This is a genomic window from Thermotoga sp. RQ2, assembly GCF_000019625.1.
GTDB classification, from domain to species: domain Bacteria; phylum Thermotogota; class Thermotogae; order Thermotogales; family Thermotogaceae; genus Thermotoga; species Thermotoga maritima.
In genome coordinates, this window is sequence record NC_010483.1 from 822,988 (window position 1) to 841,470 (window position 18,483).

The following is an 18,483-nucleotide window of genomic DNA, read 5'->3' on the forward strand; positions in this document are numbered from 1 at the left end:
GAGTGAAGATAGCGATCGATGTGATGGGTGGTGACAGAGCGCCCGATGAAATTTTGAAGGGCGCTCTTTTGGCTTCAAAAGAAGTTGAGGGAGAGATAGTACTCATCGGACCCGAAGAAATAGTGAAGAACAAAGGTCTTCCCTTTGTTTCTGCCTCTGAAATCGTTAAAATGGACGATCCTCCTCTGGAAGTTCTCAGAAAAAAGAACTCTTCGATGCATGTGGGCTTGAAGTTGCTCTCCGAGGGAAAAGTGAATGCGTTTGTGAGCGCTGGTGCCACTGGTCCTCTCTTTCTTGGTGCCACTTCAATCGTGGGTAAACTGGAAGGCATCGAAAGACCCGCACTTGGAGTAGCCGTACCTTCGCTCAAGGGAGCTACTGTTCTCATCGACGCGGGGGCGAACGCCAAGGTCAGACCAGAGCATCTGGTTGATTTTGCTTTCATGGGAATCGCTTACTCCAAGGTTCTGGGAGCAGAAAACCCAAGAGTTGGTCTTCTGAATATGGGATCTGAGGAAAACAAAGGACCAGATGATATCAAAAGAGCCTATCAGCTTTTGAAGGAGTTTCTCGGAGATACGTTTTTTGGAAACGTTGAAGGCCACGATATAAACCTTGGCACCGTTGATGTTGTGGTGGCTGATGGTTTCTCAGGGAACGTCGCGTTGAAAACCATGGAGGGTACTGCAAAGTTGGTCACGAGTGTGTTGAAGGAGTCTATAAAGGATGGAGGTTTTCTTTCCCTCCTTGGGGCGCTTCTCATGAAGAGAAGTTTTGACAAGATGAAAGAGAAGCTCGACCCCAGGTCCTATGGAGGTACTTTTATATTGGGAGTGAAAGGAATCGTTGTGAAAGCGCATGGATCTTCAGATGCAAAGGCCATAAAGCATGCTATAAAAGTTGCGGAGAAGGGTATTAGAGTGAACATCGTTCAGGAGATAGAGAGGGGGATCTCCCATGTGCGGAATAGTGGGGATGGTCGGTGAGAATTTGAAACTCGAAGATCTTGTGACATCGCTTCAGAAGCTCGAATACAGAGGTTACGATTCAGCGGGTATCGCTTATTTGGGTGATAGTTTCGGAGTGTACAAAAAGAAAGGAAGGATAGATGTTCTAAAGAACGGACTCAAACAAAAGCTGAACGATAGATTCTTCGTTGGGATCGCTCACACAAGATGGGCCACACATGGTGAGCCGAACGATATGAATGCCCATCCTCATATGGATTGTAAGGAAGAAATCGCGGTGGTTCACAACGGCATAATTGAAAATTATAGAGAGATAAGGGAGTTTTTGGAACAACGAGGACACGTTTTTTCGTCGGAAACGGATACCGAAGTGATCGCTCATCTTGTGGAAGAAGAGTTCGAAGGCGATCTGCTTGATGCCGTCCTGAAAGCCGTCAAGAAGTTGAAAGGAGCCTACGCGATCGCGGTTGTTCACAAAAATGTTCCTGACACCATTGTTGCTGCAAGGAAAGGCAGTCCCCTTGTTGCTGGGATTGGAAGCGGTGTGGGGATTCTCGCGTCGGATGTGACTCCCCTTTTGAGATTTACGAAAGACGTCGTTTTTCTGGAAGACGGCGACGTGATGGTTTTGAGAAAGGATGGATTTGAAATTTACAACACGGACGGAGTGAAGCAGCAAAGAAGGGTTTACCACGTTGACTGGGATGAAAAAGCGGCAGAGAAGGGTGGATACAAACACTTCATGTACAAGGAAATAATGGAGGATCCGCAAGCCCTTGTGAATGCACTCGTTGGAAGAGTGAAGAACAATCGACCATTTTTTGAAGAGCTCGAGTACTACGAAGAGCTTCTAAAGGATGCAGATAGAATCCGTGTGGTGTCGTGTGGAACCAGTTACTATGCAGGGTTGGTGTTCAAATATTTTCTGGAAAATCACACAGATATAGATGTTGAAGTCGAGGTCTCTTCTGAATTCAGATACAAGAGGCCTCACATAAAGGAAGGAGATGTTCTGATAGCCATCTCACAATCTGGGGAAACGGCAGATACCCTTGAATCCGTTAGACTTGCCAAGAAACACGGTGCAAAGATCGTTTCAATTGTGAACGTGGTGGGTTCCACACTCGATAGAGAATCCGATGTGACGCTCTTCATGAACGCGGGTCCCGAAATAGGAGTTGCCGCGACGAAAACCTACGTGGCTGAACTCGCTGTGCTGTACCTTCTTGGACTGAAAGTAATGGAGATAAACGGCTACTGGGATAGGGAAGCAGAAGAGATTCTGGACAAGCTCGTTCGTATGCCAGAACTTCTGGAGAACGTGCTGAGAAAGGATCCTCAAATAAGGGAGCTTTCTGAAAAATACAAAGATTACAGGAACTTCATGTACATAGGAAGAGGATACGGTTATCCTACTGCACTGGAAGGCGCTTTGAAACTGAAGGAAATAACGTACATACATGCCACAGCCTATCAGGCGGGCGAACTCAAACACGGTCCCATAGCCCTTCTGGATGTTGATTTTCCAGTTTTCGCTGTGATGCCGGACGATAGCCTATTCTTCAAAACCAAGAGCAACGTGATCGAGTCTAAATCGAGGAATGCACCTGTGATTGTTCTGGGAACGGAGGGTAACAGAAGTCTCGAAGAGATCACAGGTGATATCATTCATGTTCCCCCAACCCATGAGAGTCTCTATCCGCTCATGATGGCTCCGGTTATACAGCTGTTTGCTTATCATATAGCGGATTTGAAAGGACTGGATCCGGATAAGCCCAGAAATCTTGCGAAGAGTGTCACTGTGGAGTGATCTGGAGGTGAAACCAGGTGATAGATGTTTTGAGGAAGATCCTGAAAAAGATCTCTGAGAAAGGCGGAGAGAACCCAGTTGTGCTCGATATGAGAAAAACACCTGTTCCAACGGATTACTTTGTGATTTTTACGGCGAATTCCTACACCCATATGAGGGCGATGAGGGACGAACTGATCGATCTGATAAAGGAATTGTCGCTACCCTTGATCTACTATGACAAAGGCGAAGAATACGAATGGTTGATCATAGATGCAGGCAGTGTTGTGATCCACATCTTCACGGAGAAAGGAAGAGATTTCTACGACCTTGAAGGACTCTGGATAGACGCGGACAGGATAAGTGTTTGAGGAGGATGAGAGAATGGCAGGAAAGTTCTGTAGTTTTTGTGGACGCGATATTCAGCAGGTGGAAAGGCTGATAGCAGGCCCAAACAACGTTTACATATGTAACGAGTGTATCGATCTGTTTCACGATCTTCTGAGAAGCGATAGAAAAGTCCGTATAAAAAACGAGATAAAAGAAATTCCAACACCTGCGGAAATCAAGGCCGAACTCGACAAGTACATAATAGGACAGGAAAGGGCGAAGAAAGTCCTTTCTGTGGCTGTTTACAACCATTACAAACGGGTGTTCTCAAACCTGGATTCTAACGATGTGGAGATAGAGAAATCGAACGTTCTTCTCATTGGTCCCACAGGCACCGGGAAAACCTATCTTGCGAGAATTCTCGCCAAAATTCTCAATGTTCCATTCGCCATAGCCGATGCAACACCTCTCACAGAGGCAGGATATGTGGGAGAGGACGTGGAAAACGTTGTTCTCAGGCTGCTGGAAGCAGCGAACTTCGACATTGAGAGAGCACAGTACGGAATCATCTACATAGATGAAATCGACAAGATAGCCAAGAAATCCCCAAATCCTTCGATAACAAGAGATGTCTCCGGTGAAGGAGTGCAGCAAGCTCTCCTCAAGATACTGGAGGGAACGATAGCGAACGTTCCACCACAGGGTGGAAGGAAACATCCGTACCAGGAGTTCATAAAGGTGGACACAAGGAACATCCTTTTCATAGCCGGAGGAGCGTTCGACGGTCTTGAGGAAATTATAAAGAGGCGTATTCAGAGTACCACCATGGGATTCGGTGCGGAGATAAAGAGCAAAAAAGAGATGAGACTTGGAGAGATCCTGAAACATGTAACACCGGACGATCTGGTACAGTACGGTCTCATTCCAGAATTTGTTGGAAGATTTCCTGTGATAGCGACGCTCGATGATCTGTCGGAAGACGATCTCGTTAGGATACTGAAAGAACCGAAGAACGCCGTTGTGAGGCAGTATCAAAAACTGTTCGAGATCGACGGTGTGAAACTGGAAGTAACGGACGAAGCCCTCAGGATCATAGCGAAGAAGGCGATCAAGAGAGGCACAGGTGCACGCGCTCTGAAGAACGTGTTTGAGGAAATGATGATAGATATGATGTTTGAACTTCCAAATTTGAAGAACGTGGAAAAGGTCGTTATCACGGAAGAAGTTGCTCTTGGAAAGGAAAAACCCATCGTTGTTATGAGGGAATCGGCATGAGAGTTCTTGGAATAGAAACGTCCTGCGATGAAACGGCGGTCGCTGTTCTGGACAATGGTAAAAACGTTGTTGTGAATTTCACAGTTTCTCAGATAGAAATCCACCAGAAGTTTGGAGGGGTGGTGCCTGAAGTGGCGGCCAGGCACCACCTCAAAAATTTACCCATTCTTTTGAAGAAAGCTTTTGAAAAAGTCCCACCGGAAACAGTAGATGTCGTTGCGGCCACCTATGGACCTGGCCTAATCGGTGCCCTCCTCGTTGGTCTGTCCGCAGCAAAAGGACTCGCCATTTCGCTTGAAAAACCCTTTGTTGGAGTGAATCACGTAGAAGCTCATGTGCAGGCGGTTTTTTTGGCAAACCCTGATCTGAAACCACCCCTCGTTGTTTTGATGGTTTCAGGTGGGCACACACAGCTGATGAAAGTGAATGAGGACTATTCTATGGAAGTACTGGGGGAGACTCTCGATGATTCAGCGGGAGAGGCGTTCGATAAGGTAGCTCGCCTCCTCGGACTCGGATATCCTGGAGGTCCTGTGATCGACAGAGTGGCAAAGAAAGGAGATCCTGAAAAGTACAGCTTCCCTCGTCCAATGCTGGATGATGACAGTTACAACTTCAGCTTTGCGGGTTTGAAGACTTCTGTTCTCTATTTCCTTCAGAGGGAAAAAGACTACAAGGTAGAAGATGTTGCGGCTTCTTTCCAGAAGGCGGTCGTTGATATTCTCGTTGAAAAAACCTTCCGACTGGCGAGAAATCTTGGAATCAGAAAAATAGCGTTCGTCGGAGGAGTTGCCGCGAATTCTATGTTGAGAGAAGAGGTACGGAAAAGGGCGGAAAGATGGAATTACGAGGTTTTCTTCCCACCGTTAGAACTCTGCACGGACAACGCTCTGATGGTCGCAAAGGCGGGCTATGAAAAAGCGAAAAGGGGGATGTTTTCCCCCTTGAATTTGAACGCCGATCCCAACTTGAATGTTTAGTCTTTCTTTTCGCTTGAAGCGGACGCCGTTTCTTTCTTTTTCTCACTCTTCCTCGAATCTGTTATGTAAAAACCGCTTCCTTTGAAAATAATTCCCACTCTTCCTATCGTTCTTTTCATTTTAGCACCACACTCTTCACAGATAACCTCCGGTGATTCGTTTATGCCGTGCATAACCGTTGTTTCGTATCCACATTCTTCGCACACGTATCTATAGATTGGCATGTCTTTCACCTCCTTCAATAATGCTTTGTCTTCTTCGATAAAAAAATGGTCGGGGCGACTGGACTTGAACCAGCGACCTCCTGCTCCCAAGGCAGGCGCGCTAGCCACCTGCGCTACGCCCCGATCCATTTTTAAATGATACCATTAATCTGTCGCCAGTTCAACTCGCTTTTTCTTCTGATAATATATTATTATGAAAACTCAGGGATAGGGTGGAGATTGATGAAGAAAGTTCTCATCGTTGACGACAGCAAATTCTGGCGGCTTGTCGTTTCTGATATCGTAAAAAACATCAAGAAAGACGTAGAGATCCTCCTCGCAGAGGGTGGAATGGACGGGTTACAGAAGGCTTTGAATCACAGACCTGACTACTTCATCATCGATTACAACATGCCTGATTTTTCTGGGCTGTATCTTTCTGTTGTTTTGAGAGAAATGAAAGCTTTCAAAGACTCAGGAATAGTCATATTAACGGCATCCTCTGACACGATCAATCCCTTCTGGGCGAAAAAGAGTGGAGCGAATCTGTTCATAAACAAAGGAAAAAAAGAGGAAATCGAGAAGGAACTTCAGGTTTTTCTGAACACTCCATACGAGTCTCTCAAAAACTATGAGAGCAGCGAATCTGGAAACGTTTTTCATATCGTTGAAAAGCGATTGAAAAGGGAGATTCTTGAGAAAGAAATTCTTTCTTATCTAAGGTACTCCCGTGACGAGAGATACGTGATTTCCCTTCTTGCCGTGTTGTTCAGAAATTTCTCTCTGTTTGGAAGCTTCAGAGCGCTTCTTATTTCCACGAGTGAAGGAAGGATTTACTCCTTTGGAAAGCCGGTTGATAAAGAAGTTCTCAGAAAGTTTTTGATCTCCAAACTGGAAAAACCGACATCTCCATCTTTCTGGTCCTTTCATGGTGTTTTCGGTGAGGGCTCGATTTCGGATGATAACATTTCTGCAGTCGTGAAAGATGACGGAACAGAACTCGGGGTTGTCCTATTCGAAGATGTTGAAAATCCATTCCTCTTGAGAAATGCTTTAGAAGATTCTCTTTCGAGTCTCATGGTTCTTTTCAGAAATCTGAACGACTTTCGAGATTACGTGATCGCTTCAGAAACAGACGGACTGACGGGTTTGTTCAACAAGAGGGCCATCATGAGATTTCTGGAGGAGGTTCTTCGAAGCGGAAAGAATATCGCAGTGGCTATGATGGATATAGACGATTTCAAGAAGATAAACGACACGTTCGGCCATCCTGTGGGAGATGAAGTGTTGAGGGCGGTGGCAAACATACTGAGGGAAACTGTGAAAAGCGGAAAAGTGGGAAGATACGGTGGAGAGGAGTTCATGGTGGTGTTTGAAACAGGTGAACGAGACGCGGTGGTAAAAACGATGAATAGCATCATGGAGAACATCAGAAACTTCGACTGGCAGAAGATATTCGGAAGTGAAAAGAAAGTAACTTTGAGTGGAGGAGTTGCGTTTTCAAAGAAAGAGTCCTCACCGGTGGAATTGATAGAGGAAGCAGACAAAAAACTTTACACAGCTAAGCGTTCTGGGAAAGATCGTTACGTGATATAATAACTGAAAAATCACAGTGGGTGATAGCATGCACGTGCTGAAGCTCGTTTCGGATCTGGAAACACCGGTTTCCACTTTTATGAAGGTTTCCAGAGGAGAAGAATTCGCTTTCCTGCTTGAAAGCGTGGAGCTCGGTTCCGCTTTCGGAAGGCATTCCTTCATAGGTATAGGAAAAAAAGACGTGCTCGTTTTCGAAAAGGGAATCTTGAGAACTTCGAATCAGCAGCTCGATTATACTTCCTCTCCTCTCAAAGCGATAAAAGACTGGCTTGAGGTCTATAGATACAACGTCAAACACGACGAACTCCCTTCGTTCAGGGGAGGAGCAGTTGGCTTCGTCAGTTATGACTACATTTCTTACATAGAGAAAGTCAAAGTCAGAGCCTCTGTGTTTCCCACGTTTTATTTCGTGGTGCCTGAGCATCTCATAATATTCGATCACCTGAAGAACAACGTCTTCATCATCAGCGATAGTCCTGAGGAACTCGCATCGAAGGTCTTGAGCCCTTTTGAAGAGGAACCAGAGAAGAACGTTTTTGTGACAGAACCGGAATCGAACTTCGAAAGAGAGCAGTTCTACAAAGTGGTTGAAAAGGCCAAAAAGTACATTGTAGAAGGTGACATATTCCAGGTGGTTCTCTCTCAGGCTTTCACATTCAAAACGACGCTGGATCCGTTCTACATCTACAGGGCGCTCAGAATGATCAATCCTTCTCCCTACATGTTTTATCTGAAGTTCGGAGACACGGTCGTTTTGGGATCTTCTCCCGAAACCATGGCGAAGGTGGAAGGAGACAAGGCCACTGTGAAGCCAATTGCCGGCACCAGACCGCGGGGAAGAACTGTTGAAGAAGATCTGAAGCTGGAGAGAGAACTTTTGAACGACGAAAAAGAGATAGCAGAGCACGTTATGCTTGTGGATCTTGGAAGAAACGACCTTGGAAGAGTCTGTAAAGAAGGAACCGTGCGAGTGGAGAAGAAGATGGTTATCGAAAGGTACTCCCATGTTATGCACATAGTCTCGCAGGTGAGCGGTGAATTGAAGGACGATAAAGATGCTGTGGATGTGTTCGAAGCGACTTTCCCTGCGGGGACAGTCTCTGGCGCACCCAAAGTGAGGGCAATGGAGATCATAGAAGAACTCGAACCCACCCCACGAGGGCCATACGCTGGAGCCGTCGGGTATTTCTCTTTCCCCGATGATAAAGGAAAGATGAACATGGATTCTGCTATCACCATCAGGTCCTTTTTCTTCAAAGGTAAACAGGGATGGCTCCAGGCAGGAGCGGGTATCGTTTACGATTCCGTTCCGGAGCGTGAGTATCAGGAGACTCTGAACAAACTCAGGGCGTTGTTCAGAAGCCTGGAAGTTGCGCAGAAGATCCAGGGGGGATTGTTTTGAAAAGAGTGATCGTTATAGACAACTACGATTCGTTCGTTTACAACATCGTTCAGTACATCGGTGAGGTAGAACCGGGCTGTGAAATCGAAGTCTTCAGAAACGATGAGATAACGATTGAAGAGATAGAGAGAAAAAATCCTACTCACATAGTTATATCTCCTGGTCCCGGAAGACCCGAAGAAGCGGGTATTTCTGTTGATGTTGTAAGACACTTCAGCGGGAAGGTCCCAATACTCGGTGTGTGTCTTGGACACCAGGTGATCGGCTACGCTTTTGGTGAAAAGATCGTGCATGCAAAGAGGATTCTTCATGGAAAGACATCGAAGATCGTACACAACGGAAAGGGTGTATTCTCTGGTGTGAGAAATCCACTCGTTGCTACGCGGTACCATTCACTCGTCGTTGAGGAGGCATCCCTTCCTGAGGTTCTGGAAATCACCGCCAAAAGTGACGATGGAGAGATCATGGGACTCCAGCACAAAGAACACCCAACCTTTGGAGTTCAGTTTCATCCAGAATCCGTACTGACCGAAGAAGGAAAGAGAATCATAAAAAACTTCCTGAACATCCAGAATATTCAGGAAAAGAAAGTTTCCGAAGAAGTGGAAATTGACATCGTTTCCGCTCTCAAAAAACTTGTGGAGTTCGAAGATCTCACTTTCGAAGAGAGCCGTCAAGTGATGAACTTCATCATGTCTGGGAATGCCACGGACGCTCAAATCGCAGGTTTCCTTGTGGCGCTCAGGATGAAAGGGGAAACGGGAGACGAACTCGGTGGAATGGCCAGCGTAATGCGAGAGAAATCGGTTCATATAAGAGCACCTTCTCCGAGAACGGTCGACACCTGTGGAACCGGTGGAGACGGTTTTGGCACGTTCAACATTTCAACGACAACGGCCTTTGTCGTTGCTGCGGCTGGTATTCCCGTTGCAAAACACGGTAACCGATCTGTCTCAAGCAAGGTGGGGAGTGCCGACGTTCTCGAAGCCGGTGGGTACAAACTTGAAAAGACACCGGAGGAGATGGAAAGAGAGCTCAGAGAGACTGGTTTTTCTTTCCTTTTCGCACCGCTTCTTCATCCAGCGATGAAGCACGTGATGCCCGCGAGAAGACAGCTGAAGATAAGAACGGCTTTCAACCTTCTTGGTCCCATAACGAACCCTGCCAGGGTGAAGTACCAGGTGGTGGGGGTCTTCGATCTTTCTTTCGCTTCCAAACTTGCAACGGCCCTTCAACGTCTTGGTACGGAACGCTCGGCAGTGGTCAACGGAGGTTTCACAGACGAACTCACCACGTGTGGTAAGAACAACGTACTCCTCGTTACCCAGGAAGAGATCGTACCTATGACGCTGGATCCCGAAGAACTCGGATTGAAGAGGGGAGATCCCAAGGAGCTGAAAGGTCCTTCCGATCCCAAAGAGGCGTACCGGATGATGGAAAGTGTTCTGAAAGGAGAAGCCAGCAGAACACAGGTGGAGACGGTGGCTTTGAACGCAGGGGTTGTTTTCTGGCTGGTGGGTGAATGTGACACTATAAAGGACGGTGTCGGGAAGGCACTTGATCTCATCAGAACGGGTGAGGCCTACAAAAAATTGAGGGAGGTAATGGACTATCAGAAGACTCTGGGAAATAGTTGAAGCCAAAAAGAAAGATATTCTGGAGATAGACGGCGAGAACTTGATCGTTCAAAGAAGAAACCACAGATTTCTGGAGGTTCTGTCGGGAAAAGAGAAAGTAAAGATCATAGCGGAATTCAAGAAGGCTTCTCCATCTGCTGGAGATATAAACGCTGATGCTTCTCTGGAATATTTCATAAGGATGTACGACGAGCTGGTGGATGCGATCAGCATCCTCACGGAAAAGCATTATTTCAAAGGAGATATTTCTTTCGTAAAAGCAGCGAGGGCCTTGACCTGCAGACCCATTCTCGCTAAGGACTTCTACATAGACAAGGTCCAGGTGAAACTGGCTTCCAGTGTGGGAGCAGACGCCGTTCTTATTATCGCCCGAATACTCACTGCAGAGCAGATAAAAGAGATCTATGAAGCGGCGGAAGAGCTCGGAATGGACAGTCTCGTAGAAGTCCACTCCAGAGAAGATCTGGAGAAGGTCTTTTCGGTGATCAGACCGAAGATAATCGGTATCAACACGAGAGATCTGGACACTTTCGAGATAAGGAAGAATGTGCTGTGGGAACTTCTACCACTCGTGCCGGATGATACGGTTGTGGTCGCTGAAAGTGGCATAAAAGATCCCAGAGAACTCAAGGATCTGCGGGGGAAGGTGAACGCTGTTCTCGTTGGTACATCCATCATGAAAGCCGAGAATCCAAGAAGATTTCTGGAAGAGATGAGAGCATGGTCAGAGTGAAGATCTGTGGGATAACTAATCTGGAAGATGCGCTGTTTTCTGTGGAGAGTGGCGCTGACGCTGTGGGATTCGTTTTCTATCCGAAGAGCAAAAGGTACATCTCTCCTGAAGATGCCAGGAGGATTTCTGTTGAATTACCTCCTTTCGTTTTTCGTGTGGGGGTCTTTGTGAACGAAGAACCAGAAAAGATTCTGGATGTGGCCTCTTATGTTCAGCTGAACGCGGTCCAGTTACATGGAGAAGAACCGATCGAACTGTGCAGAAAAATAGCGGAGAGAATCCTGGTGATAAAAGCGGTTGGGATTTCGAACGAAAGGGATATAGAGCGTGCTTTGAATTACAGGGAGTTTCCGGTTCTTCTCGATACGAAGACACCGGAGTATGGGGGAAGTGGAAAAACGTTCGACTGGTCTCTGATCCTCCCCTACAGAGACCAGTTCAGGTATCTTGTACTATCGGGAGGTTTGAATCCTGATAACGTCAGAAGTGCGATAGATATGGTTAGGCCTTTCGCGGTGGATGTGTCTTCCGGTGTTGAGGCCTTTCCGGGAAAGAAAGATCACGATTCAATAAAGACGTTCATTAAAAATGCAAAGGGGTTGTGAGAATGAAAGGTTACTTTGGTCCTTACGGAGGTCAGTACGTTCCCGAGATTCTCATGCCTGCCCTTGAAGAACTCGAGGCGGCTTACGAGGGAATCATGAAGGATGGATCGTTCTGGAGAGAGTTCAACGACCTTCTAAGGGATTACGCTGGACGCCCCACTCCTCTTTACTTCGCCAGAAGGTTGAGTGAAAAGTACAACGCCAGGATTTATTTGAAGCGTGAAGATCTTCTTCACACAGGTGCTCACAAGATAAACAACGCCATAGGTCAGGTGCTTCTCGCGAAGAGGATGGGAAAAACAAGAATAATAGCGGAAACAGGAGCGGGGCAGCACGGCGTTGCCACCGCGACGGCCGCTGCGCTCTTTGGAATGGAGTGCGTCATATACATGGGCGAAGAAGACACGATCAGACAGAAACCCAACGTTGAGAGAATGAAACTCCTCGGCGCGAAAGTGGTTCCCGTGAAGAGCGGAAGCAGAACGCTGAAAGACGCCATAAACGAAGCCCTTCGGGATTGGATCACGAACCTTCAGACCACCTACTACGTTATCGGATCCGTCGTGGGACCTCACCCGTATCCGATCATAGTGAGAAACTTTCAGAAGGTGATTGGTGAGGAAACAAAAAAGCAGATCCTTGAGAAGGAAGGGAGATTGCCGGATTACATCGTTGCGTGTGTTGGAGGAGGAAGCAACGCTGCCGGTATCTTCTACCCGTTCATAGATTCCGGTGTGAAGCTGATCGGAGTGGAAGCCGGTGGAGAAGGCCTCGAAACCGGAAAGCACGCAGCTTCTCTTCTCAAAGGGAAAATTGGATACCTACACGGAAGTAAGACCTTCGTTCTTCAGGATGACTGGGGCCAGGTTCAGGTGACACACTCGGTTTCGGCGGGACTGGACTATTCCGGTGTGGGGCCTGAACACGCTTATTGGAGGGAGACTGGAAAAGTTCTGTACGATGCGGTGACGGATGAAGAAGCTCTCGATGCCTTCATCGAACTTTCAAGGCTGGAAGGGATCATTCCAGCACTCGAAAGCTCTCACGCACTGGCTTACCTGAAGAAGATCAATATAAAGGGTAAGGTCGTCGTTGTGAACCTTTCAGGGCGCGGCGACAAGGATTTAGAATCAGTTTTGAACCATCCGTACGTCAGGGAGAGGATAGGATGAAGGGCTTTATTGCATACATCCCCGCTGGATTTCCCGATCTTGAAACCACAAGGAAAATACTTATCGCTCTCAACGAACTCGGCATCACAGGTGTGGAGATAGGAGTTCCGTTCTCCGATCCGGTGGCTGACGGTCCTGTTATTCAGCTTGCCCACAGCGTGGCTCTGAGAAATGGAGTCACTATGAAGAAGATCCTGGAGATGCTGGGTGAAATATCTGTTGATTACGATCTCTACCTGATGAGTTATCTGAATCCGATAGTGAACTATCCAGAGGGAAAAGAAAAACTCCTCGATGAATTGAAAAAACTCGGTGTGAAGGGCTTGATCATACCTGACCTGCCCTTGAGGGAGGTAAAGAACGTCAATATAGCGTATCCCATAGTTCCCTTCGTTGCACCGAACACCAAAGATGAGGAAATAGAGTTTATCAATTCCGTTCAGGCTCCGTTCGTCTATTACATATCCCGGTACGGCGTCACAGGTGAGAGGGAAGACCTTCCTTTCGCGGATCACATAAAGAGGGTGAAAGAAAGAATAAAACTTCCTCTCTTCGTGGGTTTTGGAATCTCCAGGCACGAACAGGTGGAGAAGGTGTGGGAGATCGCCGACGGTGCGATCGTCGGGAGCGCGCTTGTGAGAATAATGGAAGAAAGTCCGAAGGATGAGATTCCTAAGAAGGTTGTTGAGAAAGTGAAAGAACTCCTCGGAAAATAAAAACCCCGCCTGCGCGGGGTTTTCACACGTACTGGTAACCATCCACGATCTTTTTTTCGCTCATCAAGTGTCTCTGGACGTATTGACCGCAGTTGCTGCCGATCTTGTTCTCCTCGAGTTCACCGATACTCAGGATCACCTCAAAACCAGCGTTTTTGAGCTCTTCTATGAAGTTCTGATGCTTCAGAAGTCCTTTTCTTTCGACGTCAACATCTGAATTCAGATTGTTCTCCTTTGAACGATAGGTAGGGTTCACCGGTGTGATTTTCACAAGGAACTTCTCAGGATCGAAGACTTCTATGATCACTTCCGGGTCCAGCGAGTACTCTTGTGCCACAGCGAAATTCAAGGTGATTTTTCTGTCGTTTTCTTTCACAAACCGCTTTCCGAACTCTGATATCTTGTCGAGAGACCATTTTTTTACGGGAATGATCCGATCTCTTTCTTTCTCGTCTGTGGAGTGAATGGAAAACTGAAGCTGGAACTTACCTCTATAGTGTTTTTCCTTTATTTTAAGAAGCTCTTCGAAGAAAGAATCCGTCCCGTGAGGGGCGACTGTGGAAATCGAAGGCATCAGTCCAGGCGCTTCGTACCTTACTGGAAGTTCCTTCAGAACATCGAGAACGGCTTCGTTTAGGGCGGGTTCTCCCATCCTTGCAAACTGTATTTTGAACTTCTCCGAAGGGATCCTTCCGTTTGGGTACCTGCTCTTCACCAGAAAATCGATCTGTTCGAAGATTTCATCGGCGGAGAGTTTACCTTTGTAAAAACCTCCTGCGTCGCACATGAGACATCCCACGGGACATCCAGCGAGTGTTGAAACAATAAGAACCCATTTCTTTTCGCGGGGAATGGGCGGCTGAATCGATTCAACGAATTCCACCAGATTCCCTCTGGAAGTTTCTCCAAGATACACGTATGCGACTTCTTCTTTTCCCACTCTCTTGAGAATTTTCACAGCTTTTACCTCCCCAGGAATATGTTCCTTTTCAGAAGATCTCCCACAGTTGTGATCTCGCCGTGGCCCGGACACACGAGCCAGTCCTCTGGAAGATTTTTGAAGAACTCTTTCACCTTTTTCAGCGTGGTTTTCATTTTCTCTTCCGATCCTCCAAGGTCTATTCTTCCGATCGTGTCGGCAAAGACCGTATCTCCGGTGAAAACCACTCCGTCGAAGATGATGAATCGAGACCCTTTTGTGTGACCTGGCACCTTAAGGGTTCTGAAATGAAGATCGATGTTCTCCCATGGAAGATCGACGATCACCGAATGGTCCATGAAATCACTGGAAAGGTTCGCGGCAGGATCTGTCAGCGTGAAGGCGTCTTCGGGAGAGATGAAAAGACCTCTCACATCCAGTTCCAGGATTCCCGATATGTGGTCACAGTGGCCGTGTGTGACGAGGACAACGACTGGCTTGCTGACGAATTGAGAGATCCCTTCTCCTGGATCTATCACGTAGAGAGTACCATCAATCTCAAACACGTAGGTGTTCACATCGAACGGCGGCGAAGTTGTGTATCTGCTGACTTTCATACTGTTCCCTCTCTTCTCAGGATCTCCATCGCTGTTTCGATGGCACTGCCCATCGCTATCGATGCCTGTCTGAAACCACCTCTCGCATCCCCAACAATGAAAGTTCTTTCTCCAGGTTCAACGAAAGAAGTATTTGGGACCCTGCCCACAGACAAAAGGAGAGCGTCGAAGGTGAAAACACCGTGTTCTGTTTTCAGTTTAACCATTTTGCCCTCTTCTTCCACCTTGAGGATGGGGCATCTTTCATGATAATAGAATTTCTCGTATTTTTTCGCTCTCTCGACCAGGAGGGGAAGCGCTCTGATTCTGCTGCCTCTGTTGAAAAGATGTACCTCTTTTCCTCTCCTGAGAGCGTTCAAAGCGCTGTCGAATGCAGCGTCTCCTGCTCCATAGATTGCGAGTTGCTCGAATTCTGGAAGATCGATGAATTCATAGACCACATTCTTAGATACTTCGAACTCTGGAATCCTCTTTGGAATCGTGCCACTTGCAACGATCACGTAATCGAACGAATAAGTTTCTCTTTCTGTCAGAATCTTTTCGTTTTCCACCTTTACAACTTCTTCCCTTATGAGTTCAGCACCAGATTCAAATAATCTTTTCTCCAGTGTTTTGCAGATCTCTTCACCGGGGGCTGGAGGCAAAACCGGGATGTTTTCAACGAGATGGGCGTTCCGCAAAAGTCCCCCCACCCTGTTTTTTTCGAACACTGTAACGTGAACGTTGTACCTCCTCAGAAACACAGCGGCTGCTACTCCTGCTGGCCCTGCTCCAACGATTCCAACGCGCACAGGATCTCCTCCGTCTTTGCGATGTACGCGACTCCATGTGCCAGGTTTTTCAGTGAAGAGAAGTGGTACCATTCGTTTTTATCCCACAGCGCGTCCTCCACCATTATCACTTCGAAGTTTCTCACAAAAGCGCTTCGGGCTGTAGTTTCACAGCAAAGATGTGTCATCACACCTGTTATGATCAGCTGGTTGACGTTTCTTGATCTGAGCTCCTCTTCGAGTTTCGTTGAATAAAACGCGTCGTACGTGTTCTTTTCAAAAAGAAGAACATCGGAAAAAACGGGAACGGCCCACCTTTTATCCACTTCGTTTCCCCACCACTTCTTCATCATCGGGGACGCTCCTACGTGGACTGTGGCTATCACGGGAAGTTTCGCTCTTTCGAAGGAGATCTTCAGTTTTCTGATGTTTTCGATAGCAACCTCCACTCCCCGGAGGTATGCTGGGGAGTCAGGAGAGGTGAAATAACTTTGAAGATCGATGATGAGAAGTGCTGGCCTTTTCAAAGTGAATCTTTTCTTTTCTCTTTCTGGGAAATAAAACATACTACATCAAGAGTTTGAGTACGTTTCCCGCATTTTCCATTCTGAAGAGAATTCCGGTCAGTGCCGTCTGTCTCAAAATGTCTTCCTTCGTTGACTCGAGGAGAAGTTCTGCCACGTTCGGTTCGAAAAGGCTTTCTGTTTTGAAGAGCTCCGTGTAGCTGTTCATCACACTTCTCGCTGAAGACTCCAGCCTGTTCATCCAGGATCCAACGTTTCCTCTGATCTGAGAGATGTTTTCCAGAGCTTGATCTATGGTTTCAAGAGATCTTTGTGCTCCTTCGAAGGTGGAAAGGTCCACTTCAAACAGTTCGGAGAGAGTCTCTTCGAGGTTTGGTATGTTCACCGTTACGTTCTGTCCTTCATTGGGTCCCGTCTGGATCACAAGGTTTCGAACGTCTCCAGCGAGCACCCTCTGTTCGTTGTAAGTTGTCTGCTGGATAATCCTTTTCACACCGCGCATTATTTCTTCGTATTCTTTCTGTGTCATGGATCTTTCTACGTCTGTGAGAGTAGCGTTCGAAGCCTGAACGGCGAGTTCTCTTGCCCTCTGAAGCGATGTTGATATGCTTTCAAGTCCCGAATCGGCCGTGTTCAGAAGACCTATTCCGTTGTATATTTGTGAAAGTGTCGTTTTGTATCCTTCTATCTGTCCTCTCAATTTCTGCTGAATGGTAAGTTCGGATACTGTGTTGAAGAGAAAACTTCCCGGTGTGGGGGCTTTTCTTTCAAGGCTGAGTTGCTGAATGTACCGCATCAGACTTACATCGTTCACCCTCATCCTGAATCCCCCCTTTCCATAATGAATTTTATCAGACTAAGGCTCCACCTTAATACGCCATAATGAAATTGCGGCCAAAAATCACGATCGTTGAGTAGGGCGGGAGCTGTCCGAGTTCATGCCCGTTGACCGTGCTCTGGCGGCGGAACCTAAAAAGGGTCTACGAGCCATCACGGGTTGAAGCAGAAAACCCTGCCTCATAAGAGGCAGGATGGTTCACCATTCGTATCTTTTCATTCTAAGAAGGAGCAGAGCCGCTGCAAACTGTATTACGAAAGAGAACAGTATCAGATAGAACCGGTTGATATCGTAGAGCGTTCCCATGATCCACGATCCAGAGAACCAGAAAACACCGTACACGGTGAAGAACATTCCGTAAGCGAATCCACGCTTTTCTGCAGGTACGATCTTCGCTACAACCGCTCTCATGATCGATTCCTGCGCTCCCATACCGATTCCCCAGAGAATCACTCCGGCAAAGATGAGCGGAAAACTGTTCGAAAAAGAAAGCAAGGGAAAGAAAGAAGAGAGAAGAAGCGCGTAGGCCAGGGCAACGAAACCCTTTTTATCGAACAAATGACCGAAAACCAGCGCAGCCACCGCATCCACGGCCATCGCGAGTGAGTAAGTCGCAGGGGCGAAGAAATCTTTCGTGACTTCAAAACTCTTCATGTGGTATGCGATGATAGGAAAATCAACGAAGGCAAAGGCCACCATCGAAACGATGGCAAGATAGAACCAGTAAGTCTTTCCCAGATTTCGATCCACTGGATTGTCTTTTCTCTTCTTCATTTCCTGAGGAGCTGGGAAAGTTATACGTGCCGTGAGGAGAAGAACCATTGCAACGAGAGCCGGTATGAGAAGGATGAAAAAGCAAAATCTGTAACTTTTTCCAAATGCGAGGGCGAATGTGAGCGCAAGAGGTCCCAAGATGGCACCGATCTGATCTAGTGCCTCATGAATGCCAAAGCCTTTGCCCATTCCAACTTCTTCAGAAGCGAAAGAGAGCAAGACATCCCTTGCGGGAGTTCTCAGGGCCTTCCCAAATCTTTCGGCGATGATGAGAACAAGCGCTGTCTGCCAGTTTCCTGCAAGTGCGAGAGCCGGTACCGCAAAGAGATTTATCGCGTATCCCAGGATGGTGAAAAGCCAGTACTTCCGTGTCTTATCGCTCAGAATTCCCGAAATCAATCTGAAGGCGTATCCTGTGAGCTCACCGAGTCCTACGGCAAATCCAAGAGCGGCGGCGCTCGCTCCCAGTGTCTTCATGAACGGTCCAATGATGCTCCTTGCCCCTTCGTAAGTAACGTCCGCGAAGAGACTGACCAGCCCCAAAAGCACGATGAATAGAAAGGCCTTTTTTCTGGACATAACATCCCTCCTCACCAGGGTTTTCTCAAAAGATAGTATAATGTAATTGGAGGGAT

At 47.1% G+C, this 18,483-nt stretch carries 19 protein-coding genes and 1 tRNA gene; 12 read left to right on the forward strand and 8 right to left on the reverse strand.

Going from position 1 to position 18,483, the window contains the following annotated elements:
- Positions 1-2 precede the first annotated feature (2 nt).
- From plsX to tsaD, 5 genes are read left to right on the forward strand one after another with little or no spacing between them, the layout of a single operon-like run.
- Positions 3-986, forward strand: coding sequence for a phosphate acyltransferase PlsX (gene plsX, locus TRQ2_RS04130; RefSeq protein ID WP_012310762.1), 984 nt, complete (start codon positions 3-5; stop codon positions 984-986).
- Complete coding sequence (glmS, locus tag TRQ2_RS04135) at positions 958-2,778, forward strand: glutamine--fructose-6-phosphate transaminase (isomerizing) (protein ID WP_012310763.1); 1,821 nt, start codon at positions 958-960, stop codon at positions 2,776-2,778. The genes plsX and glmS overlap by 29 nt, the downstream gene beginning before the upstream one ends.
- A 17-nt stretch (positions 2,779-2,795) precedes the next feature.
- Complete coding sequence (gene rsfS, locus TRQ2_RS04140) at positions 2,796-3,128, forward strand: ribosome silencing factor (protein ID WP_004082754.1); 333 nt, start codon at positions 2,796-2,798, stop codon at positions 3,126-3,128.
- 13 nt (positions 3,129-3,141) lie between these two features.
- Entirely contained in the window at positions 3,142-4,362 is a 1,221-nt protein-coding gene (gene clpX, locus TRQ2_RS04145) for an ATP-dependent Clp protease ATP-binding subunit ClpX (RefSeq protein WP_011943366.1), read from the forward strand.
- Positions 4,359-5,342, forward strand: coding sequence for a tRNA (adenosine(37)-N6)-threonylcarbamoyltransferase complex transferase subunit TsaD (gene tsaD, locus TRQ2_RS04150; protein ID WP_011943367.1), 984 nt, complete (start codon positions 4,359-4,361; stop codon positions 5,340-5,342). The genes clpX and tsaD overlap by 4 nt, the downstream gene beginning before the upstream one ends.
- On the opposite strand, the gene TRQ2_RS04155 is transcribed toward tsaD, so the two are convergent.
- On the reverse strand, positions 5,339-5,566 hold the full coding sequence (locus tag TRQ2_RS04155) for an FmdB family zinc ribbon protein (RefSeq protein ID WP_011943368.1): 228 nt from the start codon (positions 5,564-5,566) through the stop codon (positions 5,339-5,341). The two genes, tsaD and TRQ2_RS04155, sit on opposite strands and share 4 nt — an antisense overlap.
- 46 nt (positions 5,567-5,612) lie before the next feature.
- Positions 5,613-5,689, reverse strand: a tRNA-Pro gene (locus tag TRQ2_RS04160).
- 99 nt (positions 5,690-5,788) lie between these two features.
- On the opposite strand from TRQ2_RS04160, the gene TRQ2_RS04165 reads away from it, so the two are divergent.
- Genes TRQ2_RS04165 through trpA form a run of 7 tightly spaced genes read left to right on the forward strand, consistent with a single transcriptional unit; the run spans position 5,789 to position 13,406 of the window.
- Positions 5,789-7,141 (forward strand): PleD family two-component system response regulator, encoded by a 1,353-nt coding sequence (locus tag TRQ2_RS04165; RefSeq protein ID WP_012310764.1) that lies wholly within the window; start codon positions 5,789-5,791, stop codon positions 7,139-7,141.
- A 28-nt stretch (positions 7,142-7,169) separates the two neighbouring features.
- Complete coding sequence (locus TRQ2_RS04170) at positions 7,170-8,543, forward strand: anthranilate synthase component I family protein (RefSeq protein ID WP_011943370.1); 1,374 nt, start codon at positions 7,170-7,172, stop codon at positions 8,541-8,543.
- Positions 8,544-8,548: 5 nt separating this feature from the next.
- Positions 8,549-10,180 carry a bifunctional anthranilate synthase component II/anthranilate phosphoribosyltransferase gene (locus TRQ2_RS04175; RefSeq protein ID WP_238514483.1) on the forward strand — a complete coding sequence of 544 codons (1,632 nt, stop codon included), beginning with the start codon at positions 8,549-8,551 and terminating at the stop codon, positions 10,178-10,180.
- Complete coding sequence (locus tag TRQ2_RS04180) at positions 10,155-10,913, forward strand: indole-3-glycerol-phosphate synthase (RefSeq protein ID WP_012896140.1); 759 nt, start codon at positions 10,155-10,157, stop codon at positions 10,911-10,913. Before TRQ2_RS04175 ends, TRQ2_RS04180 begins: the two co-directional genes overlap by 26 nt.
- Positions 10,901-11,518 (forward strand): phosphoribosylanthranilate isomerase, encoded by a 618-nt coding sequence (locus TRQ2_RS04185; RefSeq protein WP_011943373.1) that lies wholly within the window; start codon positions 10,901-10,903, stop codon positions 11,516-11,518. Before TRQ2_RS04180 ends, TRQ2_RS04185 begins: the two co-directional genes overlap by 13 nt.
- Positions 11,519-11,520: 2 nt before the next feature.
- Positions 11,521-12,690, forward strand: coding sequence for a tryptophan synthase subunit beta (gene trpB, locus TRQ2_RS04190; protein ID WP_011943374.1), 1,170 nt, complete (start codon positions 11,521-11,523; stop codon positions 12,688-12,690).
- Positions 12,687-13,406, forward strand: coding sequence for a tryptophan synthase subunit alpha (trpA, locus tag TRQ2_RS04195; protein ID WP_011943375.1), 720 nt, complete (start codon positions 12,687-12,689; stop codon positions 13,404-13,406). The genes trpB and trpA overlap by 4 nt, the downstream gene beginning before the upstream one ends.
- Positions 13,407-13,428: 22 nt before the next feature.
- Here the strand turns inward: trpA and TRQ2_RS04200 are convergent, their stop codons facing one another.
- The 6 genes from TRQ2_RS04200 to TRQ2_RS04225 all read right to left on the reverse strand — a co-directional run bounded on the left by TRQ2_RS04200 (position 13,429) and on the right by TRQ2_RS04225 (position 18,427).
- Entirely contained in the window at positions 13,429-14,364 is a 936-nt protein-coding gene (locus tag TRQ2_RS04200; RefSeq protein ID WP_011943376.1) for a radical SAM protein, read from the reverse strand.
- A gap of 5 nt (positions 14,365-14,369) precedes the next feature.
- Positions 14,370-14,942 (reverse strand): MBL fold metallo-hydrolase, encoded by a 573-nt coding sequence (locus TRQ2_RS04205; RefSeq protein WP_011943377.1) that lies wholly within the window; start codon positions 14,940-14,942, stop codon positions 14,370-14,372.
- A complete protein-coding gene (locus tag TRQ2_RS04210) occupies positions 14,939-15,733 on the reverse strand; it encodes an NAD(P)/FAD-dependent oxidoreductase (RefSeq protein WP_012310766.1) in 795 nt (264 codons plus the stop codon). The genes TRQ2_RS04205 and TRQ2_RS04210 overlap by 4 nt, the downstream gene beginning before the upstream one ends.
- Positions 15,694-16,278 (reverse strand): isochorismatase family protein, encoded by a 585-nt coding sequence (locus tag TRQ2_RS04215; RefSeq protein ID WP_011943379.1) that lies wholly within the window; start codon positions 16,276-16,278, stop codon positions 15,694-15,696. The genes TRQ2_RS04210 and TRQ2_RS04215 overlap by 40 nt, the downstream gene beginning before the upstream one ends.
- 1 nt (position 16,279) lies before the next feature.
- Complete coding sequence (locus tag TRQ2_RS04220; protein ID WP_011943380.1) at positions 16,280-17,056, reverse strand: flagellin; 777 nt, start codon at positions 17,054-17,056, stop codon at positions 16,280-16,282.
- 216 nt (positions 17,057-17,272) lie between these two features.
- Positions 17,273-18,427 (reverse strand): MFS transporter, encoded by a 1,155-nt coding sequence (locus TRQ2_RS04225; RefSeq protein WP_011943381.1) that lies wholly within the window; start codon positions 18,425-18,427, stop codon positions 17,273-17,275.
- Between the last annotated feature and the right edge of the window lie 56 nt (positions 18,428-18,483).